Raw genomic sequence first — 26123 nt, 5'->3', positions numbered from 1 at the left:
ATTAACCAGATGGATGCGTGCCCGGTGGATGTCGGGCCGCTCCATAGATTTGGAGACAATTCCCAATGGCAAAGACCATCACATCGACAGCGATCACCGCTCTCTGCCTGTTGGCGGCGGCACCTCTGCTCTCCGCCTGCCAGAGCACCTGCACCGGGGACGCCCGCTATGACAATTACTGGTGCGCCAGAGGCAATCTGAAAAACGGCACTTATGCTGCCCAGACCAACCAGTTGCGGATGATTGCCTATGACCGTCAGGCAGAACTGGCCCGTGCCAAGGCTCAGCTTGCCCAAAAGCGGGCCGAGCTGGAAGCAGCCCGGTCGGGAGGGGCCGATGACGCCCGGATCGCCAGCCTTGAAGCGGAAGTGAAGGCCTTGCAACAACAGATTCAGGCCATGATGCAGTAGGGGCGTAAGAAGCCGGTGTTTCGATCTCTCTCTCGTTCAGCTGTCAGCATCCTGTTGTGGTTGCTGCTTGTCTGCTTGCTGGTCTCGCTGGGCTATGTTGCCTTGAAGGCGTGCGGCATCCGGATTTTCGGTGTCGAAATTGCCTGGTGCTCGCGCGATCCGTTGCCCAATGTCGCCCGGATCAATGAACTCTATCGGCAAGTCCAGAGCCTTGAGCGATTGAAGGCGGAACCCGACTTCTGCCCGCCAGCAAGTTTCAGGGCGGCCCCGATGGATACGCATTCTGTCGTGGTTCCCCCAGTTGCTGGTTCCACATCGCCATCCGTTGCCGTGCCGCAAGCCCTCGCGCCTGTCGCACCCGGCACCCTAAAAGCGGCCCCGGCTCCAACAAGACCTCTTGATGCCCAAAGTGCTGGTCCGGGGAGCGCACCCGCTGTCACCCCCGGCGCGACCAGTCCGGACACAGCACCGCCCAGCAGCACTATGCCCGGGATCGCAAAAGGCGAGGCCGATCCAACCAGTCCTGAGCTAGACCCGTCCAAGGCGGACAATGCAACCGCAGATCCAAAGGCCAAGGGTCCCGGCATGCCCTTGCCCAAGCCCGCCCCGCTGAATGGGGCCCCTCTTGACCCCGAAGCCAGCGCGCCTGGTGCCGCCACGCCGCCAGCTGCTCCGGGAACGCCCGGCGCTGGAAATCCGCCGCCGGGATCTCCACCTACTACACCACCAGCCAGCCCACCAGCGTCTCCAAATGGTACGCCGCCGCCCGCGGGCACTCCGCCCGCCACGGCCCAAAAGCCGAATGGCAACAATCCATGCCCGGAAGGCAAACGGACCAATCCCTATATCGTGCTGGCCCTTGACCATTCTCGGAGCATGGCGCTGCCCCAAGACATGGATGATGCGTTGGCCACCCGTCTGGAAGGCTTGATGGAAAAGGGCGGTTCAGCAGGATGGAATGCACGCAGGCTCTATAACAGCTATGTCGAACAAAATGGCCGCAAGCGTCTGGATGTCCTGAAGGATTCGGTGGCGGCCCTGTCGCAGAAAATCGATCCGCAAATCGAGTTCGGGGTCGTCTCCTTTGCTGGCTGTGAAGGGGTTGTCGATATGGGCAACTATGATGCCAGCCGACGCGCACGTCTGGTGGACAAGGTGCGCGCGCTGGAAGCCAAACCCGCCACGCCAGCGGCCATTGCACTGAAGACGGCCATGAGCAAAGCGGCACAAAAGCCGGGTGGCCGCGTGATTTTCGTCAGCGATGGCAAGGATACCTGTGACGCGGACCCTTGTGCGGTCGCCAAGGCACAGACCGGTGTCCGGGTTGATGTTATCTCGATGGGTGGCGGTGATGTGCTCGCCTGCGTCGCGCAAGCGACGTCGGGCAATATCTATCAGGCGGGCTCCAACGGATCGCTCGAAGATCTGCTGCTCGCATTGGGCAATCAGCAGGGGGCTCAAGCATGTCGATAAAATCGGCGTTGCGCCTGATTGCTGTCATTGGCCTTTGCGCAATGGGCACCCTGCTGCCTTCTGTGGCCAGTCAGGCCGAGACCCTCACGGCCAAGGAAAAAGCGGTCCGGCGTCTGTGTGGCACGCTTTCCCCTTCTGCTGTTTATGGGGCGGCAAGTCTTTCGATTGTTGATCCTTCGCTCAGGGCACAAATGCACGGGTCGGACAGGCAATTTACGGCCTTGATCCAATGCTCAAACGCCTTGGCCCAAGCGGCTTGCAGCAAGGACTATCAGCGGGTTTTTAGCCTGTTGCTCGATGAATTTACCGGGTTGTCTCTTGTCGATCAGGGGCCACCGTCCAAGGCCACGATTGGCTGTGGTTTGGTGGCCGCCGCAGCAGGCTTCGCCAAGCAAGGCAAGTTGGGTGATGCCAAGGCTTGGGGACACAACGCAGCCAAGGCATGCAAGTATCTGGTCAAAGGGTGGAAAATTCTCTCCTGCGAAAGCCGGAGGCAGCGTGTCTACGACGTCTCTCGCCAGATGCGATGGCCTTTGAATTTTGAGCATGTTTACATGGTCACAGTCGACGCGATTGATGTGATTGAGGCGACGAATATGCCAAATGACACGCGTCAGCTCATGCATACCGAAATGGCAACCCGGCGCGCCTTGTTGGAAAAAGTGCTCCAAACCGATCAATAAGCAGGGGAACTATGCAAGGAGACAGCAAAACTGCCGCAAAGGGAGGACGTGGAGGATACGATTAAGCCTTTTCTCGGTTACAAAAAAGCGATAAACAACCCTGCTAGAGGCATCAAGGAGGCGGGGTTGCCGTCACTCAAGCCATTCAAGACAACGCCGACCGACGAAAAGGACAGGCATGACCGCCACAAGCTTGCGCGACAAATGGCACCGCTATTTCTCCAACCCTGAAACGTCCCGCTATCTCATTCATCGGCTGCTGTCGGAGAATTTTCGCGTCTATGCCAAACGCTATGCGTTTGCTTTCTTTTTCATGGGGTTGGTGGCAGCCAGCACGGCGCTGAGTGCCTGGATCATGCGCGACGTGATCAACGAAATCTTCGTGTCCAAGGATTTCGATCGCGTCGTCATGGTATCGCTTGTCGTCATGGCGATCTACATGACCAAAGGCTTTGCCACCTTCATGCAAACCACGACGATGGCCCGGATAGGCAACGCAATTGTCGCGGAAATGCAACGCAAGCTCTATCGCCACTTCATGGCCCAAGGGGCGGACTTTTTCGAAGACTATCCATCGAGTGAGCTGATCACCCGCATTGGCCACAATGCCGCGGCGGCCCGTGCCGTGATGGATTTGTTGGTCACCAGCTTTGGCCGCGATCTGTTGTCGTTGATCGGGCTGGTGGCGGTGATGGTCATCCAGAATCCAACCATGTCGCTGATCGCCTTCGTGATTGCGCCGATTGCCATTTTCGTGGTGGCCAAACTGATCAAAAGGGTGCGCTCGATAGCGAAGGATCAGTTTGTCTCGATGACCCAGACCACCCAGACCATGCAGGAAAGTGCTCAGGGGTTCCGCATCATCCGCACCTTTGGTCTGGCCGATATCATGGCCGGGCGGATGAATGAAGCCATTGAAGGGGTGGAGCGCCGCGCCAACAAGATCGCCAATCTCAGCGCCCGCACCAGTCCGCTGATGGAAACGCTCGGTGGCATCGCCTTTGCGCTGGTCATCCTCTATTGCGGCTGGCAGACCATTCTCGGCGGTCAGACGCCGGGCGAGTTTATCGCCTTCCTGACGGCCCTTCTGCTGGCCTATGACCCGGCCAAACGCCTTAGCCGTTTGCAGGTCAACCTTGAGAACCATCTTGTCGGCGTTCGATTGATGTATGAAGTCATCGATCGCCCAACCCGCTTGGTGGAAAAGCCCGATGCCAAACCGTTGGGCGTGTCAGAGGGCAAGGTCGAATTTGACCATGTCGCTTTTTCCTATGGAAAGGACAAGGCGGTCATTTCCGATCTCTCCCTGACGCTGGAAGGCAGCAAGACGACCGCCTTGGTTGGTCCGTCTGGCGGCGGCAAGTCGACCATTATGGCCCTTGTCCAGCGTTTCCATGATGTGACGGGCGGCGCAGTGCGCATTGATGGCACCGATATTCGCGACTGCACACTTGCCTCGCTCAATGACCATATCGCCTTGGTGACGCAGGATACGGTGCTTTTCTCTGGCACCATCCGTGACAATATCCGATTTGGTCGCCTTGATGCGACCGATGCGGAGATCGAACAGGCCGCGAAAAATGCCTTCGCCCATGACTTCATCATGGCATTGCCCGATGGCTATGAGACCTCGGTCAGTGAAAATGCCAGCAACTTTTCCGGCGGCCAGAAGCAGCGTATCGCCATCGCCCGTGCGATGGTCAAGAATGCCCAGATCGTGCTGCTCGATGAGGCAACGTCGGCGCTCGACAGTGAATCCGAAGCCAAGGTGCAGGCGGCCTTTGACCGTCTGAGCCAAGGCCGGACAACGCTGGTGATTGCCCATCGCCTGTCAACCATCCGCAATGCCCACAAGATTTGTGTCATCAAGGATGGTGAGTTGGTGGAGGAAGGCAGCCATGCCGATCTCCATGCCAAGGGTGGGCTCTATGCCAACCTTGTCAAACTGCAGATCGAGAAGTGATCTTGGAATGGTCGAATTGAGCCAGAGAAGGGATGCTGATTGACCCGCGGACGCCTTTTCAGTCGAAAGAAAGAGCTGCCGCCCATCATCAGGCTGCATCATCCGAGCGGGCCGATTGACGTCCGGCTGCGGTCCAATCCGCGTGCCAAACGTCTGATCCTGCGCCTTGACACCCGAACCGGCGAGCCAATTGCCACATGCCCTGCAAATATCAGTGCCGAGAAGGTCGGTCAATTCTTGCAAGGCCATGTGGACTGGCTGGTAGAGAAGTGCAACGACCGCCAGCCCAACATGCCGTTCGAGCATGGGGCCGTGATCCCGGTTCGGGCCATTCCCCATACTCTCGAGCACGAAGATGAAGCCCGCGGCACCGTGAAACTGTTGGAAGAGGATGGCGGGCATATTTTGCTGGTGAGCGGCAACGAATCCCACATGAACCGCCGGGTGACCGACTGGCTGAAAAAACAGGCCCGTCAGGATCTCACCGCTTCGGTTGCTATCCATGCCGAAAAACTCGGACGGCGTCCATCAGCCATCCGCATCAAGGATACCACCAGCCGTTGGGGGTCCTGCAGCGCCGACCGGGTGCTGTCCTTCAGCTGGCGCATCATCATGGCCCCGCCCCATGTGCTCGATTATCTCGCCGCCCATGAGGTGGCGCACTTGCGCGAAATGAACCATTCAGACCGCTTCTGGGCCCATGTGGCCGATCTCTGCCCCGCTTTCGAAGTTGGACGGAAATGGCTGCGCGACCATGGCCGCGATCTGCATCGCTATGGGGTCGAAGACTAAACCGGTGCACTAGTCGCCAAATATGCGCGAGAACAAACTCTTGCGCTCGCGCGGCAAAGGCGGTGCCAATGTCTCGCCCGGAGGCAACAGATCGGGGTTGACCCAAGGATTTTTCTCTCCTCCGGCAACCCGCCTTGTCTCTGCCAGCTGTTTGACGCTGACCCCTGGCAGGGCGGCAATGGTCATGCCATTATGTGCCCCGGCCATATAGGCATGCCACGTCGAGGCGGGCAGATTGCCGCCAGAGGCACGCTTGGTCGGATGGCCATCATCATTGCCGAACCAGACCGCCGTGACAAGATTGGCCGTATAGCCGACGAACCAGGCATCGCGGTAATTCTGAGAGGTGCCGGTTTTGCCACCAGCGGGTCGTCCCGGCAAAAGGGCCTTCTTGCCCGTACCGGAAATCAGCGTTTCCTGCATCATCGAATTCATCAAAGATAGCGTATTGGGCTCGATCACCTGCGTGCCCGGCTGGTTGCCATGGGTGTAGAGCACCTGACCATCCTTGCTGAGAATCCGGCGGATGATAAAGGGATCCACCCGCGCGCCACCATTGGCAAAGGGCATATAGGCGCCAGCCATTTCCAGCACCGAGACTTCCGAAGTGCCCAGTGCGATGGAGAGATGATTGGCCAGATCAGACTTGATGCCCAGCCTATGCGCGGTCTGGATGACCTGTTTCGGTCCCACCTCGAAGGTCAGCTGGGCTGCGACCGTGTTCAGGGACATAGCCAAGGCCTTTCTCAAGGTGACCTGACCCATATATTTCTTGGAGTAGTTTTTCGGCTCCCAGCCCCGATAGCTGACCGGCTCATCGACCCGCATGCTTTCGGGGCGATTGCCCAGTTCCAGCGAGGACAGATAGACAAATGGCTTGAAGGCACTGCCCGGTTGCCGCTTGGCTTTTACCGCACGGTTGAACTGGCTCTCCCGGTAGGATTTCCCACCCACCAGCGCCCGGATTTCGCCAAAGGGTGACGCCGACACCAGAGCGCCCTGCTCAACCCCATATTTCTTGCCAGACGCATCGATCGCATTGGAAATCGCTTTTTCCGCAAGGGTCTGCATCCGCAAATCAATCGTCGTCTCCACGATCAGGTCCTGTTTGATCTCGCCAACCAGATCCGGCACCTGCTCCATTACCCAGTCGGAAATGTAATTGAGCGAGCTGGCCTTGTGGCGCTCGACCGCATTGATTTTCTGGGTGAGGGCGAGCTTGTGCTCTTCAGCAGTGATGAAGCCTTCGCGCTCCATGGCTGCCAGCACCAGCTTGGCCCGTTCCTTGGCCGCCTTTGGGTTGCGGTTTGGTGCCAGACGGGAGGGGGCTTTGAGCAAACCGGCAATGGTGGCCGCTTCCGACAGGGTCAGCATGGAGGCAGGCTTGTTGTAATAGGTGCGCGCAGCCGCATCGACCCCGGTCGCACCGGCGCCCAGATAGACCCGGTTGAGATACATTTCGAGGATTTCCTGCTTGGAGAATTTGGCCTCCAGCCAGATCGCCAATATCAGCTCCTGCACCTTGCGCTCGATGGTCCGCTTATGCTCGAGAAAAAGGTTCTTCGCCAGCTGTTGGGTCAGGGTCGAGCCGCCTTGCGACAGTCGACCGCGCACCACATTGGTCACCATCGCACGGGTAAAGCCAACCGGATCAAAGCCGAAATGGGAATAGAAACGGTGATCCTCAATCGCCACCACCGCATCCATCAGGTATGGCGGCAGTGATGACAGGCGCACCCTCTGCCCACCGGTCTCGCCACGATTGCCAATGACGCCGCCATCAAGCGACACGATCTGGATGTTTGGGGGGCGATCCGGTATGCGCCAAGCGGTCGATTGCGGCAACTGCGCCCCGTAATAAAGCAATATGCCACCGGCCACGATCGAGCCCCACAGGCCAAGGATGACCAGCCAGTAGGTGACGTCCCGTGCCACGCGGAACAAAAAGCCGAAAATGCCACGCCGGGGCGCCCGTTGCTTGCCACGCGTGGCTGGCTTGCAACCATTGCCCGCGCCACCCCGTGCGCCACCATTCCCGCCTTTTGCGGATGCTGCCGGTCGTTTGCGTCCAGCCCCTTCCTTGCGCCCAGCATCCTCTTTGCGGGCAGCCTTCTTGGTCGGGCGCTTGCGCTGCGCTCCGGGATGACTGCGATCATCTTCCGTCAAGCGGATGTCATTTGGCCGGGATGCTTTGGGTCGGGCTCTGTTGGGCCGCGTTTCGTATGGCATGTCGGCAGGGCCGGGAGGTCTTTTCCGAGGCATATTGGCTTACAATGTCCACGTTTCAGAGCAGTCGACAAGGCGGAGTGACTTGTCTTGGTTATGGTTGGGCATGGTCTATGCGCCCGGATTGAGGCAAATTCGTGGGAAAGACGCCATTTGCCCCTCCAGATGGCATGATTCGGGCCCCAGTCTAGCGACCGGAAAGCAAATAGCCTGTTAATGCTGTGTGTCGCCTTGGCACACCCGACAGACTGACCAACACCGAAAAAACAGGCCAAAGATCCCGTAGAGCCCCGCCGTTCACAATCAGTTGAAAGATATTTAAGTGTTAAATTTCAATGGGTTGATTGTTAAGTTAACGTTAACTGCAACTAGACCGCGCATGATTGCAAAAACTGAGCGATAGTACTTACAGAATAGATAAAATTTTACGAAAACATAAGGGACCCCGCCGCCTGTCAAAGCGGCCGAAGGGTTGGAGAGATGGCCATGTCGGATACATCGCCTGCACAAAAAAATCGCGTTGCCTGGGTGGATCTCGCCAAGGGCATGACCATATTGCTGGTCGTCATCATGCATTCCACCGGAGGCGTGGAGAAATATCTCGGGACCGAAGGCTTCATGCATTATGTGGTGGCTTTTGCCAGTACCTTCCGTATGCCGGTCTTCTTTGCCGTCGCAGGCCTGTTTGCCGCCAAGGCGATCAGCAAGCATTGGCGTCCATTCCTTGATGGCAAATTTGCCCATTTCTTTTATTTCTACTTCCTTTGGATGACCATTCAGTTCGTCTTCAAGGCGCCTTTCTTTATCAGTGAATTTGGCAAGGAAGGCACGCTGCTTTATTATCTCAGCTCCTTTGTCCAGCCTTTCGGGATGCTGTGGTTTATCTATCTGCTGCCGATCTATTTCCTTGTGTTGCGGCTGAGCGCAGGCGTGCCGATGCTGGCCCAGTTTGCGTTTGCCGTGGCCTGCAAATATATCCTGAGTGCTACAGGCATCGAGGTCGTCGACTTCTTCTCGAAATATTACGTCTTCTTCCTCGTTGGGCATTTTGGCCGCGATATCTGGTTCAAAATGGCCGAAACCGCCCGCGAGCAGAAGCTGGCATCCATAGTTGGTCTTGCTGTCTGGGTGGTCGCCAACGGAGCCGTGCTCTATTTCGGCTATGCCCAGTTCACCCCGGTTGCCATCGTCATGGGCATTCTTGGCTTTGTCGCGGTGATTGATTTCCTCGCCATTCTGCCAAGCCGCGGTCTGGCACAGATCCTGCGCTTTTGTGGTCAGCGCTCACTGCCGATCTATCTTGGTTTCTTTTTGCCGATGGGTGTGTCACGCCTGTTATTGCCAAAGTTGTGTACCGTCTGTGGCGCAGGCATGATTTCCTTCCTCGTCTCCGTGATTGCCATTCTCGGCGCGATTGCTATGTATGAGCTGTGCAAGCGCCTGCCGCTGTTGCACTATCTTTACCAGCGCCCGAACTGGACTCGTTTGACTCTCAAAAACGCCGAGAAACCGGCCTATCTGCCAGCCGAATAGGCGGATCGGACAGCAGAAACAGCTCTAGATGCCCTCGATTGCCCATAGGCAGTCGGGGGCTTTTTGTCCTTTTCCCTTTTCTTCTGTGGCGTCGGTGCGCTAAGGTCACGCGTAATGATGATCATGGTTTGTTCGCATCGTGCATGGTGCTGAACCAGACACCAGATCCAAATCCAGACGCCAAGCAAGACAGGACACGGCCAAAGGCCGGCAGGGAGACTTTCATGACAGACAAGCCGCATCTCTTTTTGGTTGACGGATCGTCCTACATCTTCCGGGCCTATCATGCTCTGCCACCCCTGACCCGCAAAAGCGACGGCCTGCCGGTTGGCGCGGTGTCTGGTTTTTGCAATATGCTCTGGAAGCTCATGCAAGAAGGCGACAAGGGACTGGCAGGGGTTCAGCCGACCCATCTGGCCGTAATTTTCGACGCCAAGGGCAAGACTTTCCGCAATGATATCTATGATCAATATAAAGCCCATCGTCCGCCCGCACCGGAAGATCTGGTGCCGCAATTCGGCCTGATCCGCGATGCGGTGCGTGCCTTCAATGTCGCCTGCATCGAGCTTGAAGGCTATGAGGCCGACGACATCATCGCCACCTATGCCGAACGCGCTTTGGCTGAAGGGGCCGATGTCACCATCATCGGCTCGGACAAGGATCTGATGCAGCTGATCCAGCCGGGCATATCCATGGTCGACACCATGAAAAACAAGCGCATCGATGACGAAGAGGTGATGAAGAAATTCGGCGTCACCCCTGACAAGGTGGTCGAAGTGCAATCTCTGGCGGGCGATTCGGTTGACAACATTCCCGGCGTGCCGGGAATCGGCGTGAAAACCGCAGCGCTGCTGATCAATGAATTTGGCGATCTGGAAAGCCTGTTGGCCAAGGCCAACACCATCAAGCAGAAAAAGCGCCGGGAAAATCTGATTGAATTTGCCGATCAGGCCCGTGTTTCCAAGGAGCTGGTTTTCCTCAAGCGCGATGTGCCGTTGCCCCTTGGGCTCGATGCTCTGGTTTGCTGCGATCTGGAAGGGCCAAAGCTGGTATCCTTCCTCAAAGCGATGGAATTCACCACCCTGACACGCCGCATTGCCGAGGCAACGGACACCGATGCTGAGAATGTCGATGAGGCAAGCATTGAGGTGGCCGGCTGGGAAATGCCTGACGTTGCAGAAGAGTCCGCACAGAGTGGTGACAAGGACAATCCATCCCCGGCTGATCTGGCGGCCCGGATGGCAAGTGAAATCGGCGCATTGCCCATCGATCACGAAACATATGAGACCGTCACCAGCCTTGAGGATCTGGATCGCTGGATCGCCGAGGCGCGCCGCATTGGCCATGTGGCGGTGGACACTGAAACCGATAGCCTCGACGCCATGCAGGCCAATCTGGTTGGCGTGTCACTGGCGACCGAGCCGGGCAAAGCCTGCTATATTCCGCTGGCCCATGTCAGTGGTGAGGGTGACATGTTCGGCGGTGGGCTGGTCGAAGGCCAGATCCCGCTGGAAGAGGCTGTCACCAGATTAAAGGCTTTGCTGGAAGATCCAAGCGTGCTGAAGATCGGCCAGAATCTCAAATATGACACTCTGTTGCTTTCGCGCTATGACATTGATCTGGCGCCGCTCGACGACACGTTGCTGCTGTCCTATGTGCTCGATGCAGGCAAGCATGGCCATGGCATGGATGAGCTGAGTGAGCTGTGGCTCGGTCACAAGCCGATCCCATTTAAAGAAGTGGCTGGCAGCGGCAAGAGCCAGTTGACCTTTGACAAGGTCGAAATCGACAAGGCCAGCGCCTATGCCGCCGAAGATGCCGATGTCACCCTGCGCCTCTGGATGATCCTCAAGCCGCGCCTTGCGGCCAATGGCATGGTCTCGGTCTATGAGCGGCTGGAGCGGCCTTTGCTGCCGGTCCTGCGCAACATGGAAAAGCGCGGCATCTCGGTTGATCGCCAGATCCTGTCGCGCCTGTCCGGCACCTTCGCGCAGGGCATGGCGGGCTTGGAAGAAGAAATTCATGCCCTTGCAGGCCAGCCCTTCAATATCGGTTCGCCAAAGCAGCTCGGCGACATCCTGTTTGGCGAAATGGGCCTGCCCGGTGGCAAGAAAACCAAAACCGGTGCTTGGTCCACCTCGGCCAGCGTGCTCGAAGACTTGGCCGCCGAAGGTCATGATCTGCCGAAAAAGGTCGTCGAATGGCGCCAGCTGTCCAAACTGAAAAGCACCTATACCGACGCGCTGCCCGGCTTCATCAATCCTGAAACCAAACGCGTCCATACCTCTTATTCTCTGGCCGCGACCACCACGGGGCGTCTGTCCTCGTCCGATCCAAACCTGCAAAATATCCCCGTCCGCACCGAAGCAGGCCGCAAGATCCGCACCGCCTTTGTGGCCGATGCAGGCAACAAGCTGATCTCTGCCGACTATAGCCAGATCGAATTGCGCGTGCTGGCCCATATGGCCGATATCGAACAGCTGAAAATGGCCTTTGAAGACGGCCTCGACATTCATGCCATGACCGCGTCGGAAATGTTCAATGTGCCGATTGAGGATATGGATCCGGCGACCCGCCGCCGTGCTAAGGCGATCAATTTCGGCATCATCTATGGCATTTCGGCCTTTGGTTTGGCCAACCAGCTGAGCATTTCGCGCAGCGAAGCCAAGGATTATATCGACACCTATTTCGCCCGCTTCCCCGGCATCCGCGACTATATGGAAAACACAAAACAGCAGGCCCGCGACATGGGCTATGTTGAAACCATCTTTGGCCGCAAGATCCATTATCCGGATATCAAGTCGAAAAACCCGAATATGAAGGCCTTTCAGGAGCGCGCCGCCATCAACGCCCCAATTCAGGGCTCGGCCGCCGACATTCTCCGCCGTGCGATGGTGCGCATGGATGACGCCCTCTTGGCGGCTGGCTCTTCCGCCCGCATGCTGTTGCAGGTGCATGACGAATTGATCTTCGAAGTGCCGGAAGCGGAAGTCGACAGCACCATCAAAGTGGTTCGTGACATCATGGAAAATGCCCCAATGCCCGCCCTCCAGCTCAGCGTGCCCTTGAAGGTCGATGCCGAAGCAGCCAACAATTGGGACGAAGCGCACTAGAGCAACCAGCCTCCCCCATGCAGTTTGGGGCTGGTCAAGGTGACGCAAATACGCCTAGAGTGCAGTCTCTTGCCCCGTCAGGGCAGGGTGTTTTGCTCTGCCCAGTTTTCCTTCGAGACCATGCCATCATGATCAACCAAGCCACATCGCACGGGCCTGCAAAGCCAGCGGAAGAAGCCCGTTTCAGTCGACATGCCAACCTGATGGGCAGCCTCTGGATGGTTGCTTCTATGGCAGCTTTTGCATTGGAGGATACGGCGGTCAAGCTCCTGGCTGTGACGCTGCCAATCGGTGAGATTATGGCATTGCTTGGACTTGGCGGCGCCTTGGTGTTTGCCTTAGCGAGCATCTTGCGTCGCGAGCGTCTCTTCACCCAAGACATCCTGTCACCGGCTATGGGCATCCGTGCTCTGTTCGAGATGACCGGTCGACTCTTCTATGCTTTGGCGATTGTTCTGACCCCTCTGTCGGCCACTTCGGTCATCTTGCAGGCGACGCCTCTGGTCGTGGTGGCCGCCGCCGCCATATTGTTTGGCGAGCGGGTTGGTTGGCGGCGCTGGTCGGCCATCGGCGTCGGTTTGGCAGGGGTGTTGATCATCATTGGCCCCGGCACCGACGGTTTTTCTCTGCTCTCGATTTTGGCCGTGATCGGCATGTTCGGCTTTGCGGGCCGCGATCTGGCAAGCCGTGCGGCCCCGTCCACCATCAGCACCTCGCAGCTCGGCTTTTACGGGTTTCTGGCACTGGCCGCAGCGGGTCTGATTCTGCAACTCTGGCAAGGCGAAGCCTTCCGTGCCCCGACATCCGCAGCACTCATCTATACGGCCATCGCGATCCTCATCGGCGTCGCCGCCTATGCCTGCCTGATGAAAGCCATGCGCACTGGCGAGATTTCTGCCGTTACCCCGTTTCGCTATTCCCGCCTGATTTTCGGCGTGCTGCTCGGCACCCTATGGTTCGGCGAACCCCTCACGCCCGCCATGCTCTTCGGCTCCGTCCTCATCGTCCTGTCGGGCCTGTTTATTTTGGGCCGTGGGAAAAAGCGGTAGGGGTGATTTATAACAAGTATTTGAAACGAATCCTCGATTTCAATTTGTCTAAATCAGAAGGATCACTTTGCTGATGAATTAATCTATGACAATTAGGGCAAAGCAGTAAGAAATCATCTGGAATTTTGTAATGTTTCTTCTCTCCTTCATGCAGCTCCTTGAGGGGCTTTGAATGATGAACATCGAGCGGAATATGACCCTTAAGACCAGAGTTTACTAAGTGTTTCTCCGGGTCGAATTTGCAGCATTCACAAATGTGTTCTTTGCATTCGAGAACCTTTTTCCGTACGTGACTGCTGCGCTCAATTCGACGCGACAGAATATACTGCCGGGTTTCTTCAATGTTTTCTGAGCCAGACTCTGATCTCATGATATCGGGCGGCATTGTCCCACCGCGTTCTATCAGTGTTTCGTACGCCTGCAACATAAGTTGAAGGTCGTCTGAGATCTCTCTCTCTTCAATTCTAGATACATAATAGCATTTACCAAATGCGTGACCGGCTTCGTAACCACGAGGTAAACGTGCTGACGACCCTAAAGATATTTCATGGGTGGAAAATTTCTTTGAGTATTCGGGCAACCGATCACAAATGTCTTTGGCTCGGCGTCTTAGAATTTGTTCTCCCGTCTTTATGCCAAACTCATCGAATATTTCCGTAGTGCCTTGATTAAATGAAAGGAAGATTTTTTGGTCCGAAGGGTTGATCAAAAATACGACATAAAAGCCCCTCGTTGCAGACGTAGTGATTATTGGATCAAATATCGCTAGCCAAGGAATAGTAGCCCATGTTCCTTGTCCAATGCTGGCCTTAACCAAAAGATCTGTATTGTGATAGCGAACCACACTACGGGCTTCTGGGGTAAGTTCGTCCTTTACAAAGCGACCAATTGGGGCCCCAGAAAAGTCGCCGAGGCAAGCATTCTCATATTCCGAAGCGAGCTTCGATAAAAGTTGGCCAAGCATGGTGTCCCGCTGATTAAGATTTAGGAACATCATCCTAGCAGGGTTTTGGGTAATTTCTACCTGTAGTTCTATACAGGTTGCATTTCATGGCGCACCGGCAATTTAAAAGCCAAATCGAGATATAAGTGCTGGCCCTCCCGCTTCCATCGCGCTACGCCTATTTCTAGAGCCACTTTTTCCCGCCTCTGTCTCCCATCTCCGTCTTCAAGTGAAGGAGCCCACTTATGTCGAAATTCTGGAGCCCGATTGTTGGGGACTTGCAGCCCTATATTCCCGGTGAGCAGCCCAAGGGCGAGCGGGTGATCAAGCTCAACACCAATGAAAGCCCCTATGGGCCATCGGCCAAGATATTGGACGCGATCCGGGCCGAGACAGGAGAGGATCTGCGGCTCTATCCCGACCCGACCGCCAGTGCCCTGCGCACGGCCATCGGCGAAAGCCATGGGTTGGATGCATCCCATGTCTTTGCCGGCAATGGATCGGACGAAGTGCTGGCCCATGCCTTTCGCGCCTTCTTTTCGGGCAAACAGCCGATCCTGTTTGCTGACATTACTTACAGCTTCTACAAGACCTATTGCCGCTTGTTCGAGATCGAACATCAACTGGTCCCGCTGGATGAGGGCTTTCGCTATCGGCTGGAAGATTATGCCCGCCCCTGTGGTGGCATCGTGGTGGCCAACCCCAACGCGCCAACAGGCATTGCTCAGCCTCTGGCGGCAATTGAACGGATCTTGCAGCAAAACCCCGATGTGGTGGTGCTGGTCGATGAGGCCTATGTCGATTTCGGTGCTGACAGTGCCGCAAGCCTGATCCCACTCTATGATAACTTGTTGGTGGTGCAGACCTTCTCCAAGTCCCGCGCCTTGGCCGGGATGCGCGTTGGCTTTGCACTCGGCCAACCCCACCTGATCGAAGGCCTCGTCCGGGTCAAGGATAGCTTCAATTCCTATCCGCTTGGGCGACTGGCGCTCGCTTCGGCGCTCGCCGCCTGGCAGGACCGGGAAGGCTTTGAGGAGACGATCGCCAAAGTGAAGTCGGACCGGGCACAGCTCGTGGGTGATCTGACAATGCTCGGCTTTGATGTGCTGCCCTCGGCCACCAACTTTGTCTTTGCCTCCCACGGGGATATGCCTGCGGCCACCATCCTTGCCGCCTTGCGTGAGCGCGGCATTCTGGTGCGCCATTTCAACCACCCAAGGATTGTCAACTGGCTGAGGATTTCCATCGGCACCCGCACGGAATGTCAGGCTCTGGTGACGTCGCTCAAGGAGATCCTGCGAGGTGCTCCGAACTAAGTTAGGTACAATTGCGTAGTTTTTGCGCTTTTTGGAAGAACCCTTTCCGGGGTGGCCGCGACTGATGGGAAACAGCAATCGCGGATATCACTCAGGAAAGGAATTCCCATGTTCAAACAAACCGCTCTCATCGCCGCTTGTCTCACCACTGGCATTGTCGCTACCGGCCTCGCCGTCCCCTCCGTGGCCCACGCCAAGGACTGGATCGAAAAGGTTGAGGTCAAGCGCGATGGTATCAATCCCAAATCGATCTATGTTGCGGCCAATGGCAACGGCTACACCCAGATCAAGACCACCAGCTATACCTTCCCGCTGGGGCTCTATGCCAAAGCGAAAAGCGGCAAGCGCATCGTCGCCATGAAGCTCGGATCCTTCAAGGGTGTGCGCTATTTCGAAGCGGACGGTGCCCTTTGGAGCAAGAGCTTTGCCCACCGGGCTGTCGGATCTGGCAGCAAACGCACGGTCTCATTGCATTACAATGCCAAACTCCCACTTCATGCGATCAAATGGCACGGCTCTGATCCGAAAAAACGCTGCGCACTGCGGATGCAATATCTGATGGGCAAGGGACAAAGCAAGCAGCAGGTGCTGAGCAAACAGCAAAGCGTCAAGGCTTACGCCTATTTCGAGCTGGATGCGGTTGCGGCACGCAAGAACAAAGCCAAGAAAGGCTGGAAGTTGAGCAACACCACGAGTCAACGCGACAGCTACAAATATGAAGTCTCTGTGACCTGCGGGGCCTCGATAGGTTTGAACAAAAAATAAGTCCCACACGCATTGGGCTATGGCGAGGTGTGCAAATGCCTTGCCATCATCCCAGCACCAAAGTGACCACGCCCAGAACAATCATTGCGCAGCCAATCAGTTCCAGCCGATTGATCTTTTCCTTGAAGACAAAGACCGAGGTCGCAAAGGTGAAAAGCAGCTCAACCTGAGCCACCGCTTTGACCATTGCCGCTTGCTGCAGGGTCATGGCGATGAACCAGCAGAACGATGCCGTCGCTCCGACAAAGCCGGTGGCAAGAGATGCCTTCCAAACCCGCAGCATATTGCCAAACTCTTCACGGTGCCGGATTGCGATCCAGATCCCCATGGCAAGGGTCTGGATCAATATGGCGACCGATAAGGTGAAGCTGGCCTGCAAAATCGTATCCGGTGCAGCCATGCTGTCGACCAAGGAGAGGGAAGCTGCGCGATATGAGGAGGCTGCCACCCCGAAAAACGAACCCGAACCAAGTCCGATCAAGGCGGTTTTGGAAAAGGCCGAGGTTAGCAGACTGTGCAGGGTGAGGCTGGTTCGGGCGACCGAAATCAGCATCACGCCAAGCACGGCGATGCCAATGGCAACCAGAGCGCCCGGAGTCAGGGTTTCCGAAAAGACGATGAAGGCAAACAATGCCGCCTGTGCTGGCTCGGTGCGGGAATAGGCACTGCCGACGGTGAAATTGCGGAAGGAAAACAGGTAGATCAGCAGCAACTGGCCGATAATCTGGGTGCTCGCCCCCACCAGTACCCAAAAGAGAAAGGCCTCGTTGGCGGTTGGCAGCGCCTTGCCGACGCTGCTTGCATAGACCAGCAGATAGAGCACAGCGAATGGGGCGCCAAAGGCAAAGCGCACGAAAGTCGCGCCCATCGTCCCCAAAGCGCCTTTCAGGTGCTTTTGCAGCGACGAGCGAATATTCTGCAGAAAGGCAGCACTGATGGTGATCAGAATCCAGGTAGGCATGGCAGAGACTTGTATCGGTTCCGTGGATGAGGGGTCACGATCAGGCGTGAACAGGGTGAGAGACCGCGTCGCAATCGGGCTTGTTAGGCCGCGAGGATGCCAACTGGCTCTAGCATGGCGCCGAGTGGAAATCCAGCTTGCCATGCGACTGGTTGAGTATTCTTGCTCACGCACACGTGAGCAAGACTTCGCCAGCCACGGATCGCCTCGGTTCGGTATCTGCTATAGCCTGATGCTTGGCATGAAAGTGGAGCCAAATGGCACACATGGTCAGGGAGACGGAGAGAATGGCCTATATCGACGGGGTTGCCTATGCGGTGCCCAGCGACAGGAAAGAAGACTTCACCAAGGTTGCTCAGCAAATGTGCGAGACATTCGTTCGCTATGGCGCATTGCACGCCGTTGATGCCTGGGGTGATGACGTGCCCGAGGGAGAAGTGACGTCCTTCCCAATGGCCGTTCAATGCAAGCCCGATGAGACGGTCTGTTTCTCCTGGATTGTCTGGCCATCCAAAGAGGCGCATGACGCAGCGTGGGAGCAAATTATGGCGGATGGCCAAATGCAAGAACCGATGCCCTTCGATGGCAAACGGATGATCCACGGCACTTTCAGCATTGTTGCGCAAGCCCAATCAGATTAAGCACTCGGCAAGCGGAGCGTTGGCTGCAGTGCAAGGCGTCTCGTCAACCCTTGCGTCGCTGATAATAGGTGAGCGCCAGCTTGATGGCGTGACGAAGCTCGGCCTCCGGCAAGGGTTTGGTTGGGTCAAAATGCAGACCCCGATTGCCTTCAAACCAAATGCTGGAGGCTTCGCCGCGATCATAATGGGCGCGCAACTCCCCAATCAAGGCCGACTGGCACGGGACATAAAGAGCACTGCTGGCCCCATCCTTTGGCTGCCCCAGCCGCAAAGGCACCCCGCTTTTGGGCTGCGTGGCATAAGAGGGCTGCCCCCATTTCAGTTCTTCAACAATCGTCCCGATCTGCGCATCAGCGGCTGCAATCTCATAGATCCAGCTCCGAACCTTCTGTAAGGCTTGGCGCGTTGGCAAAGGGAAAGCATTGAAGGCATCGGCAAGGGCCGGATTGGCAAAACTGGGATGGGAGGCTGTCACAACTTCATCTCCCGCAGGATCATCGTGTCATCGGTGAAACAGATCGCGTGATCCTGCGGCACTTCCTGCCAACATTCGGTCTGCCGGTCGATCGGCTCGGAGACCAGAATGATATCGCCGTTCTCATAGCGGCGATAAAAGAGCGACGGCGCCTGATTGTCCGACGAGCAACGGAAGCCGAACAATTTCTCGCCATTCGACAGGCAAGAGGTGAAGCGTAAGGGGGCATCGACCCGTTTGTCCACCATCGCGGCCCGCACCCGTTCCAGCACCGCCTGCAGAGCCTTGACCGGGCAGGTTTTTAGATCTTCCTGCATCGCCAGCAGGAACAGAAGTTCGGAATCCGTCGTGCCCTGCCGCGCATCGAAACAGGTGTCATCCAGTTGACGCTCCAACAACCGCCGCACCTTGGAATAGCCGCCAATCTGGCCATTATGCATGAACATCCAGTTTTGATGCGAGAAAGGATGGCAGTTCGACCGGCTGGTGGCGGTGCCCGTGGAGGCGCGGACATGGGCAAAGAAAAGCGGCGACTGGATCTGTGCGGCAAGGGATTTGAGATTGCAGTCATTCCATGCGGGCAGGATTTCGCGATAAATGCCCGGCTCCGCGCGGTTGGCATACCAGCCGATGCCAAAGCCATCACCATTGGTTTCGGTCTTGGCCTTTTCCGCATGCAAGCTTTGATGCAGCAGAGAATGCTCGGCCTTGGTGACGTAATTTTCAAGATAGATGGGCTGCCCCTTATAGGCGATCCAGCGGCACATGTCGGTCTCCGGGAGGATTGTTATTTTGACCCAACCTATCTCTATCCAAAGCAAAGGAAAAGAGAGCAAAAGCGCGAACTTGTCTGGCCGACATTTTCCACCCTCGCAGCATGGATGAAGCGCAAAAGGCCCCTGAAAACACCCTTCTGTGCTTCACGTGGCTGTCACACGCAGCGTCTAAGGCAGGGGCATTCTAGTTCATGTTGAGGGGAACCATCATGCTGAAATCCATTTCCAAGACCCTGCTGCTGGCCAGCACTCTGTCTTTAACGCTCGCGGCGCACGCCTCCGCCCTGTCGCTTGAGCCGATCAGCTCCTATGAAGCCAAAGTGTTTGACGAAGGTGCCGCCGAAGTCCTGTCCTATGACAAGGCTGGCAAAAAGCTCTATGTCGTCAATGGCAATGACAAGACCATCGATATTCTCGATATTGCCAATCCGGCCGAGATCAGGAAAGCCGGTGCCATCGACGTCAAGAAACACGGCAAAGGTGCCAATTCCGTTGCTGTCCATGGGGACTATGTGGCCATCGCTGTCGAGATGAAAAACAAGCAGGCCGATGGCAAGCTGGCCCTGTATAAAACCGACGGCTCCTTCGTTGGTGAAGCCACCGTTGGCGCACTGCCGGACAATGTGGTCTTCGCACCAAATGGCGCTTATGCCGTGGTGGCCAATGAGGGCGAACCATCGGGCGACTACAAGACCGACCCGGAAGGCACCGTTTCCATCGTCGCTATCCCGTCTTTGGAAGTGAAGACCATTTCCTTTGCCTCGCTCGATGCCAAGGCACTGGGCGACAGCTTCCACACCCCGTCGCCTGAAGGCACCAGCATCGCGCAGGATGTCGAGCCGGAATATGTGGCCATCAGCGCCGACTCCAAGACCATCTTTGTCTCCTTGCAGGAAAACAACGCCATCGCCGTCATCGACGCCGACAAAGCCGCGCTAAAAACGGTCTTCGCCCTCGGTTTTCAGGATTACAGCAAAGAGCTGGTTGACCTGTCCGACAAGGATGGCGCCATCAACCGCAAAAACTGGCCAGTTCTCTCCATGCGCCAGCCGGACACCATCGCCTCCTTCACCAAGGACGGCATGGCCTATGTCGTGACCGCCAACGAAGGCGACGCCCGCGATTATGACGGCTATTCGGAAGAAACCCGTCTGGGCAAGGTCAAGCTCGACGAGAAAGCCTTCCCGAATGCAGCCGAGTTGCAGGACAAGAAAAATCTTGGCCGTCTGAAAATCACCACCGCCAAGGGTGATGTGGATGGCGACGGCGATTTTGACGCCATTTATGGCTATGGCGGCCGCTCTTTCTCGATCTTCAATGAAAAAGGCGAGATGGTGTTTGACAGCGGCACTGAAATCGAAGCGAAAATGGCCGAGCTGGCCCCAACCGCTTTCAACAGCCAAGGCGCCAATGAGAGCTTTGACAATCGCTCCGACGACAAAGGCACCGAGCCGGAAGCGCTGGCGCTAGGTTCCATCGGCGATAAACTCTATGCCTTTATCGGTCTGGAGCGTATGGGCGGCGTGGTTGTCTATGACATCACCGACCCGGCCAATGCTTCTTATGTGACCTATGCCAACAATGTGAAACTCGACGGCGAAGCCGAGAAAATGACCGCTGGTGACATCGCCCCCGAAGGCATCGTCTTCATTTCTGCCAAAGACAGCCCACATGGCAAGCCAATGATCGCGGTTGCCAACGAAGTCTCCGGCTCCACCACGCTCTATGAAGTGAAATAGGGCGTTACCTTTCTTGACTATAATGACAAAGGCCCGTCGCTCAGCGATGGGCCTTTGTTGATTTCGAACCTGATCAAACCGATCGGGTCAATCCACCATCGATCCGCAAATTTTGTCCGGTCATATAGGCGCCATCCTCCGACGCAAGCCAGCTGATCAGAGATGAGACTTCTTTCGCCTTGCCATAACGACCAAGCGGGATGCGGGCGCGGCGCTCGTCCGTCTCCGGCAGGCTGTCGATGAAGCCAGGCAGGATGTTGTTGATGCGGATATTGTCGGCTGCATATTTGTCCGCATAGAGTTTTGAAAAGCTTGCCAGACCGGCACGAAACACGCCGGAAGTCGGGAAAAGCGGATCCGGCTCAAAGGCCGCAAAGGTCGAGATATTGATGATTGCACCGGCCCCCTGCGCCTGCATGATCGGGGTGACCAGACGGGTCGGACGGATCACATTCATCAAATAGACCTCCATCCCCTTGTGCCAATCTTCATCCGGGATGTCGAGGATCGCTCCCTTCGGGCCATGACCGGCAGAATTGACCAGCACATCGACCCGCCCCCAGCGTGCCATTGCCCCATCCACCAAAGCTGTCAGATGATCGGGATCGAGATTGGACCCGGTAACCCCGAAGCCGCCTAAGGCATCGCCGAGTGCTTCGCCTTTGCCCGAAGAGGACAAAACACCCACCTTGAAACCATCAGTGGCGAGCTGTTTGGCAGCATCTGCCCCCATGCCACTGCCTCCAGCCGTGATCAATGCAACTTTTTCTGCAGTCATACCATGTATCCTTCTTTTCAATTGGTCGAGAATACGCCATTCTGGCGGAAAGTTCGCATGACTTTCCATCTCTTCTCACTGTAGAAAAACTATCGACAAATATGTTGCCACCACTCAATGCTCTGCGTGCCTTTGAAGCTGCAGGCCGCCATCTCACCTTTCGCGCTGCCGCCGACGAGCTGCATGTCACCCAAGGGGCCGTCGCCCAACAGGTCCGCCAGTTGGAGGCCCACTTTGGAGTGCCCCTGTTCGAGCGGCATGCCAAAGGGCTTGCTTTCACCCAGACAGGCCGCTCTTATCATGCCCGGATCGCGGCAATCTTTCTCGACTTGCATGACGCGACCCGGCAGGTCCTGCCTGAACAGCGCCGCGTGGTGATCAGCGCCACACCGACCTTCACGGCCAAATGGCTCATTCCTCATCTGCCCGACTTTTCCAGGCACCATGCGGAGATTGAACTGCAGTTTCTTGCCACGGAAAATGTCTCAAGCCTGATCAATGATCAGGTCGATATCGCGATCCGGCAGGGCAATCCGCCCTTTGGCGCAGCGCTGGAAGCAACTTTGCTGTTTCGCCACCAACTGATCGCCGTTGCCGCGCCGCAGCTGGTGGCCATGCAAGACTTGCCTTTGAGCCCGGAAGCACTGGCTCAGCTGCCCAAGCTGCACGACGCCCACAATGGCTGGCCGTCTTACCTCAAGGCCATGCAGTTGGAGGATTGCGGTGCACAAGGATTGCGCTTCAGTCAGACATCACTGGCCCTTGATGCGGCTCTGGCCGGGCAGGGGGTGGCCCTGGTCAGTGCCTTTCTCGTCAAGCAGGATCTGGCAGAGGGCCGCCTTGTGCGGGTCAGCGACCAGAAGACGGATGGTGGCAAGGATTTCTATTTGCTCACTCCGAAACAGGCCCTCAAGAATGAGGTCATCGAGACGGTCTGCAACTGGATTGCTTCTCATGCCGAGATCGAAGTGCAAAGCTCAGCTGCCGCAAAATGATCATTTCGTGCGCGACTTCGCGCAACCGAAATGCCGGATTTCAGCCCTTCTGAGCGGCTCTTTGTAGGCATTCTTAGCTATAAGAAATATATGTTCTAATATATCTGCTTTATGGTAATTAAAATCCTGAAAATGGCTGAATTGTTAGGACAAATTATGCAAAATAGCGCGGGATAACGAAAGAAAAATGCGTTTTGAAGCTTGGCTTTTGTGTTGTGTCAATCTCACAGAACAGCCTCCAGCGTTATCGTGGGATCATCATCATGGAGAGGAGGATTCCATGGAAATCGCATTCGTCCTTTGCGCTGTCTTCTTTGTTGGGTGCCTGTTATGGACCATCTCTGAAAAGGCCTTCTGCCTGTATTGGGCAGGCTCTTGCGTGGCCATGTTTGTGACCAGCTATTCCCTGCCCATGGCCGCGGAAGGGCGCCTGATCATGCTTGGGATCAGCTTCTGGATGCTGATGAGCGTCAGCCTGCAGCTCAATGAAACTTTCGGTGACGGCGACAGAGGACTATGACCGTCGCCAACCGTCTTGGGAAGGTCGCTGTGTCCCCTTGTCTGGCTTTGTTTCAGAGCCAGCTGGTGATCTTCCCGAGCGGCTTCTTGGTAATGTTCGGCACTTTGGCCCCATCTTCCGGATAGCCCACCACCAGCAGGATATAAGGCTTTTCATTTTCCGGCCGTTCGCAGATTTCGCCCAGGAAATTCATCGGTGCCGGGGTATGGGTGAGGGTGGCAAGCCCTGCCTGATGCAGGGCAGCTATCAGAAAGCCGGTGGCGATATTCACCGATTCCGGCACATAATAATGCTTCTTGCGGCTACCATCCGGTTGCTTGCCCCAGCGCTGGCCAAAGATGGCAATCAACCATGGTGCGTGCTCCAGAAACGGCTTGTTGGCGTTCGTCCCCAGATGCGACAGGGCGTCGAGCCATTCCTCGCCCGCTCGCCCGCCATAAAAGGCCCGTTCTTCTTCTTCCGCTGCCAGACGGATCTGCTTTTTGATCTCCGGGCTGGAGATGCAGACAAAGGTCCATGGCTGCTGATTGGCGCCGGATGGCGCGCGCCCCGCAGTGGCGACACAGGTCTCGATGATCGAGCGCGGGACAACTCGATCCGAAAAATCCCGCACCGTGCGTCTTGTGCGCATGACGTCGAAAAAGGCATCGGCCCGCCGCTGCATTTCCCCCTCGTCTAACGCGTGAAAATCGAGCGGTACATACTTTTCCGTCTCTGTCATGAGCACACCTCCAGACTTCGCCTTCCGGTCCCCTTGCCTTTGCGAAGTCATGAATTTATAAGCGGTTTTGTCGAAGGCTTGCAAGTGATCCTTGGCATCGGCACGCCCCCTCCCGCATAAGACAGGACATGTCATGATCATCAAGACCGACGAACAGCTCGAAGCATTCAAAGCCTGTGGGCGAGCCGTTGCCAAGGTGATCCGCCAGATGGGAGCCGCCCTCGAGCCGGGCATGACCGCGCGTGAGCTCGATGATCTGGCGCGGGCATGGCTGGAAGCGGAAGGGGCGGAATCGGCCCCCGAAAAGGTCTATGGCTTTCCCGGCGCCACCTGCATTTCCATCGAACCGGTCATTGCCCATGGCTGGGCTGACACACAAAGCATGAAAGCCGGTGATCTGGTCAATATCGACGTCTCGGCCTGCAAGAATGGCTATTTCACCGATGCGGGCGCGACCTTCATCCTGCCGCCGGTCACGCCGGAGAAGGAAACCCTGGTCAAGGCTGCCAAACGCGCCCGTGATCGGGCGATTGATGCGGTTCGCGCTGGTGCGTCGATGCAGGTCATCCCGGCGGCCTTCGAGGCAGAAGCCAAGACAGGCGGCTACACGATCATCGAGAATCTGCTCGGGTGCCATGGCGTTGGAGAAACCCTGCATGATAAACCCGAAATCCTTGCTGTGACCGACAAACGCGATCAGCGCCGCTTTTCAGAGGGCATGGTGCTCGCCATTGAGCCGTTCCTGTCAACCGGCGCGGAGTTTGCCCATGATGGGGAGCGGGAATGGGAACTCTTCACACCCGGCGCTCTGACCGCTCAGTTTGAACACTCGATTGTTGTTACCAGAAAAGGCCCGATCATTCTGACTGCATGATGGGACCAAATGTTCCGATTGGGCCTCAGAGCCGCAAGTCGCTATCCGCAGGCCCATAAACACTCTTGAGATCAAGGAAGATGCTGAGATCCTTGGTATAGCCGCGAATGGCATCAAGGCCCTGATCGCGGAAAATATCGTGCGCCACCGCCAGCACCACACCATCATAGGTGCCCGATTCTGGGTCTTCCACCATGTCGATGCCATAGGAGGAACAGGCCAGCGGCTGGTCGACCCAAGGGTCATGGACATCCACCTGCACGCCGCATTCCTTCAGCCCGTCAATCAGATCGATCACCCGCGTGTTGCGCAAATCCGGGCAATTCTCCTTGAAGGTCAGCCCCATCACCAGCACCCGTGAGCCATTGACCTGAATCCTCTTCTTCAGCATAGCCTTCATCATTTCCCCGGCCAGATAGCCCCCCATGCCATCATTGATCCGGCGACCTGCCAGAATAATGTCCGGGTGATAGCCGATCGACTGCGCCTTGTGGGTCAGATAGTAGGGATCGACACCAATGCAGTGACCGCCAACAAGACCGGGGCGGAAAGGCAGGAAGTTCCATTTTGTCGCCGCAGCGTCCAGCACCGACTGGGTGTCGATTTCCAGACGATTGAAAATGATCGCCAGCTCGTTGACCAGAGCAATGTTGAGATCGCGCTGGGTATTCTCGATCACTTTGGCAGCCTCGGCCACCTTGATGCTCTCGGCCTTGAAGGTGCCTGCCGTGATGATGGAGCCATAGACCGCGTCAACAAAATCGGCAATCTCGGGGGTTGAACCTGATGTGACCTTGAGAATGTCCGGCAAGCGGTGGGCCTTGTCGCCTGGATTGATGCGTTCGGGGCTGTAGCCGGCAAAAAAATCTTGGTTGAAGGTGAGGCCGGATTCCCGCTCCAGAATGGGCACACAGTCATCCTCGGTGGCGCCCGGATAGACTGTGCTTTCATAGACCACGATGTCGCCTTCCTTCAGCACCTTTCCCACGGTCTGCGATGCGCCAATCAGGGGAGCAAGGTCCGGGCGCTTGAAACTGTCGACCGGGGTTGGCACCGTGACGATATAGAAATTGCAATCGGCCAGATCGGCAGGATCCGAGGTAAAGATGAGATTGTGCGCCTTGGCAAAATCCGCGCCCGTGACCTCCAAAGTCTTATCCTTGCCTGCCCGAAGATCTGCAATGCGCTCTGCATTGATATCGAATCCGATGGTCGGATAGACCTTGCCAAACTCGATGCCAAGGGGCAGACCGACATAGCCAAGGCCAATGACGGCGATCTTCAGGTCGTCAAGCGTCATGAGGAAAACTCGCTTCTTCTTTGAAAGGGACAGATGCTCGGGGCGTGCCTCGCGCGAACCGCGCCCTCTGTCGGGAA

23 protein-coding genes are annotated in these 26123 nt (G+C 56.6%); 15 read left to right on the top strand and 8 right to left on the bottom strand.

The genetic code is table 11. The features are described from left to right. Positions 1 to 65: 65 nt before the first annotated feature. The 5 genes from DSD30_RS02415 (at position 66) to DSD30_RS02395 (ending at position 5321) form a co-directional block, all read left to right on the top strand. Positions 66 to 410, top strand: coding sequence for a hypothetical protein (locus DSD30_RS02415; protein WP_114007989.1), 345 nt, complete (start codon positions 66 to 68; stop codon positions 408 to 410). 15 nt (positions 411 to 425) lie between these two features. Continuing rightward, a complete protein-coding gene (locus DSD30_RS02410; protein ID WP_114007988.1) occupies positions 426 to 1883 on the top strand; it encodes a hypothetical protein in 1458 nt (485 codons plus the stop codon). Continuing rightward, positions 1874 to 2566, top strand: a complete 693-nt coding sequence (locus DSD30_RS02405) for a hypothetical protein (protein ID WP_114007987.1) — start codon at positions 1874 to 1876, stop codon at positions 2564 to 2566. The genes DSD30_RS02410 and DSD30_RS02405 overlap by 10 nt, the downstream gene beginning before the upstream one ends. A 178-nt stretch (positions 2567 to 2744) precedes the next feature. Beyond that, positions 2745 to 4529 carry an ABC transporter ATP-binding protein gene (locus DSD30_RS02400; protein WP_114007986.1) on the top strand — a complete coding sequence of 595 codons (1785 nt, stop codon included), beginning with the start codon at positions 2745 to 2747 and terminating at the stop codon, positions 4527 to 4529. Between the two features lie 39 nt (positions 4530 to 4568). Then, complete coding sequence (locus DSD30_RS02395) at positions 4569 to 5321, top strand: M48 family metallopeptidase (protein ID WP_114007985.1); 753 nt, start codon at positions 4569 to 4571, stop codon at positions 5319 to 5321. A 9-nt stretch (positions 5322 to 5330) separates the two neighbouring features. On the opposite strand, the gene DSD30_RS02390 is transcribed toward DSD30_RS02395, so the two are convergent. Beyond that, the gene (locus tag DSD30_RS02390; RefSeq protein ID WP_198662790.1) at positions 5331 to 7487 is read right to left on the bottom strand and encodes a transglycosylase domain-containing protein; all 2157 of its coding nucleotides are present in this window, start codon (positions 7485 to 7487) and stop codon (positions 5331 to 5333) included. 546 nt (positions 7488 to 8033) lie between these two features. On the opposite strand from DSD30_RS02390, the gene DSD30_RS02385 reads away from it, so the two are divergent. The 3 genes from DSD30_RS02385 (at position 8034) to DSD30_RS02375 (ending at position 13242) form a co-directional block, all read left to right on the top strand. Then, on the top strand, positions 8034 to 9080 hold the full coding sequence (locus DSD30_RS02385) for an acyltransferase family protein (RefSeq protein WP_157967523.1): 1047 nt from the start codon (positions 8034 to 8036) through the stop codon (positions 9078 to 9080). A gap of 224 nt (positions 9081 to 9304) precedes the next feature. Continuing rightward, positions 9305 to 12193, top strand: coding sequence for a DNA polymerase I (polA, locus tag DSD30_RS02380; RefSeq protein WP_114007982.1), 2889 nt, complete (start codon positions 9305 to 9307; stop codon positions 12191 to 12193). A 128-nt stretch (positions 12194 to 12321) separates the two neighbouring features. Next, on the top strand, positions 12322 to 13242 hold the full coding sequence (locus tag DSD30_RS02375) for a DMT family transporter (RefSeq protein WP_245418331.1): 921 nt from the start codon (positions 12322 to 12324) through the stop codon (positions 13240 to 13242). A gap of 7 nt (positions 13243 to 13249) precedes the next feature. Here DSD30_RS02375 and DSD30_RS02370 read toward each other — a convergent pair whose 3' ends face one another. Then, entirely contained in the window at positions 13250 to 14206 is a 957-nt protein-coding gene (locus tag DSD30_RS02370) for an MrcB family domain-containing protein (protein WP_157967522.1), read from the bottom strand. A 224-nt stretch (positions 14207 to 14430) separates the two neighbouring features. Here DSD30_RS02370 and hisC point away from each other — a divergent pair, with 224 nt between their 5' ends. Further along, a complete protein-coding gene (gene hisC, locus DSD30_RS02365; RefSeq protein WP_114007980.1) occupies positions 14431 to 15501 on the top strand; it encodes a histidinol-phosphate transaminase in 1071 nt (356 codons plus the stop codon). Positions 15502 to 15609: 108 nt separating this feature from the next. Continuing rightward, positions 15610 to 16266 (top strand): hypothetical protein, encoded by a 657-nt coding sequence (locus DSD30_RS02360; protein WP_114007979.1) that lies wholly within the window; start codon positions 15610 to 15612, stop codon positions 16264 to 16266. 46 nt (positions 16267 to 16312) lie between these two features. Here DSD30_RS02360 and DSD30_RS02355 read toward each other — a convergent pair whose 3' ends face one another. Next, complete coding sequence (locus tag DSD30_RS02355; RefSeq protein ID WP_114007978.1) at positions 16313 to 17227, bottom strand: DMT family transporter; 915 nt, start codon at positions 17225 to 17227, stop codon at positions 16313 to 16315. Positions 17228 to 17514: 287 nt separating this feature from the next. Between DSD30_RS02355 and DSD30_RS02350 the strand changes: the two genes are divergently transcribed. After that, the gene (locus DSD30_RS02350) at positions 17515 to 17868 is read left to right on the top strand and encodes a DUF1428 domain-containing protein (protein WP_114007977.1); all 354 of its coding nucleotides are present in this window, start codon (positions 17515 to 17517) and stop codon (positions 17866 to 17868) included. A 43-nt stretch (positions 17869 to 17911) separates the two neighbouring features. Here the strand turns inward: DSD30_RS02350 and DSD30_RS02345 are convergent, their stop codons facing one another. Together DSD30_RS02345 and DSD30_RS02340 are read right to left on the bottom strand one after the other, a co-directional pair. After that, positions 17912 to 18343: a DUF1801 domain-containing protein gene (locus DSD30_RS02345; RefSeq protein ID WP_114007976.1), complete on the bottom strand. Its 432-nt coding sequence runs from the start codon at positions 18341 to 18343 to the stop codon at positions 17912 to 17914. Then, on the bottom strand, positions 18340 to 19110 hold the full coding sequence (locus tag DSD30_RS02340; RefSeq protein ID WP_114007975.1) for a class II glutamine amidotransferase: 771 nt from the start codon (positions 19108 to 19110) through the stop codon (positions 18340 to 18342). Before DSD30_RS02340 ends, DSD30_RS02345 begins: the two co-directional genes overlap by 4 nt. A gap of 218 nt (positions 19111 to 19328) precedes the next feature. On the opposite strand from DSD30_RS02340, the gene DSD30_RS02335 reads away from it, so the two are divergent. Beyond that, positions 19329 to 20858 carry a choice-of-anchor I family protein gene (locus DSD30_RS02335; protein WP_114007974.1) on the top strand — a complete coding sequence of 510 codons (1530 nt, stop codon included), beginning with the start codon at positions 19329 to 19331 and terminating at the stop codon, positions 20856 to 20858. A gap of 73 nt (positions 20859 to 20931) precedes the next feature. On the opposite strand, the gene DSD30_RS02330 is transcribed toward DSD30_RS02335, so the two are convergent. Further along, complete coding sequence (locus tag DSD30_RS02330; RefSeq protein WP_114007973.1) at positions 20932 to 21636, bottom strand: SDR family oxidoreductase; 705 nt, start codon at positions 21634 to 21636, stop codon at positions 20932 to 20934. Positions 21637 to 21737: 101 nt separating this feature from the next. Between DSD30_RS02330 and DSD30_RS02325 the strand changes: the two genes are divergently transcribed. Beyond that, entirely contained in the window at positions 21738 to 22631 is an 894-nt protein-coding gene (locus DSD30_RS02325; protein WP_114007972.1) for a LysR substrate-binding domain-containing protein, read from the top strand. A 280-nt stretch (positions 22632 to 22911) separates the two neighbouring features. Then, positions 22912 to 23151, top strand: coding sequence for a hypothetical protein (locus DSD30_RS02320; protein WP_114007971.1), 240 nt, complete (start codon positions 22912 to 22914; stop codon positions 23149 to 23151). 52 nt (positions 23152 to 23203) lie between these two features. On the opposite strand, the gene DSD30_RS02315 is transcribed toward DSD30_RS02320, so the two are convergent. Beyond that, entirely contained in the window at positions 23204 to 23872 is a 669-nt protein-coding gene (locus DSD30_RS02315; protein WP_114007970.1) for a nitroreductase family protein, read from the bottom strand. Between the two features lie 133 nt (positions 23873 to 24005). Here DSD30_RS02315 and map point away from each other — a divergent pair, with 133 nt between their 5' ends. Then, complete coding sequence (map, locus tag DSD30_RS02310) at positions 24006 to 24746, top strand: type I methionyl aminopeptidase (RefSeq protein ID WP_114007969.1); 741 nt, start codon at positions 24006 to 24008, stop codon at positions 24744 to 24746. Positions 24747 to 24771: 25 nt separating this feature from the next. Here map and tviB read toward each other — a convergent pair whose 3' ends face one another. Beyond that, positions 24772 to 26046, bottom strand: coding sequence for a Vi polysaccharide biosynthesis UDP-N-acetylglucosamine C-6 dehydrogenase TviB (tviB, locus tag DSD30_RS02305; protein ID WP_114008585.1), 1275 nt, complete (start codon positions 26044 to 26046; stop codon positions 24772 to 24774). Positions 26047 to 26123 lie beyond the last annotated feature (77 nt).

The organism is Cohaesibacter intestini (assembly GCF_003324485.1).
Classification (GTDB): domain Bacteria; phylum Pseudomonadota; class Alphaproteobacteria; order Rhizobiales; family Cohaesibacteraceae; genus Cohaesibacter; species Cohaesibacter intestini.
The sequence above is the reverse complement of the archived record's forward strand: the minus strand, read 5'-3'. Positions and strand labels throughout refer to the sequence as shown.

Bases quoted from the DNA above. Each gene is read 5' to 3' on its own strand.
- hisC (WP_114007980.1), top strand. From the start codon at position 14,431: ATGTCGAAATTCTGGAGCCCGATTGTTGGGGACTTGCAGCCCTATATT.
- DSD30_RS02340 (WP_114007975.1), bottom strand. From the start codon at position 19,110: ATGTGCCGCTGGATCGCCTATAAGGGGCAGCCCATCTATCTTGAAAAT.
- DSD30_RS02370 (WP_157967522.1), bottom strand. From the start codon at position 14,206: ATGCTTGGCCAACTTTTATCGAAGCTCGCTTCGGAATATGAGAATGCT.
- polA (WP_114007982.1), top strand. From the start codon at position 9,305: ATGACAGACAAGCCGCATCTCTTTTTGGTTGACGGATCGTCCTACATC.
- DSD30_RS02320 (WP_114007971.1), top strand. From the start codon at position 22,912: ATGGAAATCGCATTCGTCCTTTGCGCTGTCTTCTTTGTTGGGTGCCTG.
- DSD30_RS02385 (WP_157967523.1), top strand. From the start codon at position 8,034: ATGTCGGATACATCGCCTGCACAAAAAAATCGCGTTGCCTGGGTGGAT.
- DSD30_RS02325 (WP_114007972.1), top strand. From the start codon at position 21,738: ATGTTGCCACCACTCAATGCTCTGCGTGCCTTTGAAGCTGCAGGCCGC.
- DSD30_RS02355 (WP_114007978.1), bottom strand. From the start codon at position 17,227: ATGCCTACCTGGATTCTGATCACCATCAGTGCTGCCTTTCTGCAGAAT.
- DSD30_RS02350 (WP_114007977.1), top strand. From the start codon at position 17,515: ATGGCCTATATCGACGGGGTTGCCTATGCGGTGCCCAGCGACAGGAAA.
- DSD30_RS02405 (WP_114007987.1), top strand. From the start codon at position 1,874: ATGTCGATAAAATCGGCGTTGCGCCTGATTGCTGTCATTGGCCTTTGC.
- tviB (WP_114008585.1), bottom strand. From the start codon at position 26,046: ATGACGCTTGACGACCTGAAGATCGCCGTCATTGGCCTTGGCTATGTC.
- DSD30_RS02400 (WP_114007986.1), top strand. From the start codon at position 2,745: ATGACCGCCACAAGCTTGCGCGACAAATGGCACCGCTATTTCTCCAAC.
- DSD30_RS02330 (WP_114007973.1), bottom strand. From the start codon at position 21,636: ATGACTGCAGAAAAAGTTGCATTGATCACGGCTGGAGGCAGTGGCATG.
- DSD30_RS02415 (WP_114007989.1), top strand. From the start codon at position 66: ATGGCAAAGACCATCACATCGACAGCGATCACCGCTCTCTGCCTGTTG.
- DSD30_RS02375 (WP_245418331.1), top strand. From the start codon at position 12,322: ATGATCAACCAAGCCACATCGCACGGGCCTGCAAAGCCAGCGGAAGAA.
- DSD30_RS02360 (WP_114007979.1), top strand. From the start codon at position 15,610: ATGTTCAAACAAACCGCTCTCATCGCCGCTTGTCTCACCACTGGCATT.
- DSD30_RS02335 (WP_114007974.1), top strand. From the start codon at position 19,329: ATGCTGAAATCCATTTCCAAGACCCTGCTGCTGGCCAGCACTCTGTCT.
- map (WP_114007969.1), top strand. From the start codon at position 24,006: ATGATCATCAAGACCGACGAACAGCTCGAAGCATTCAAAGCCTGTGGG.
- DSD30_RS02315 (WP_114007970.1), bottom strand. From the start codon at position 23,872: ATGACAGAGACGGAAAAGTATGTACCGCTCGATTTTCACGCGTTAGAC.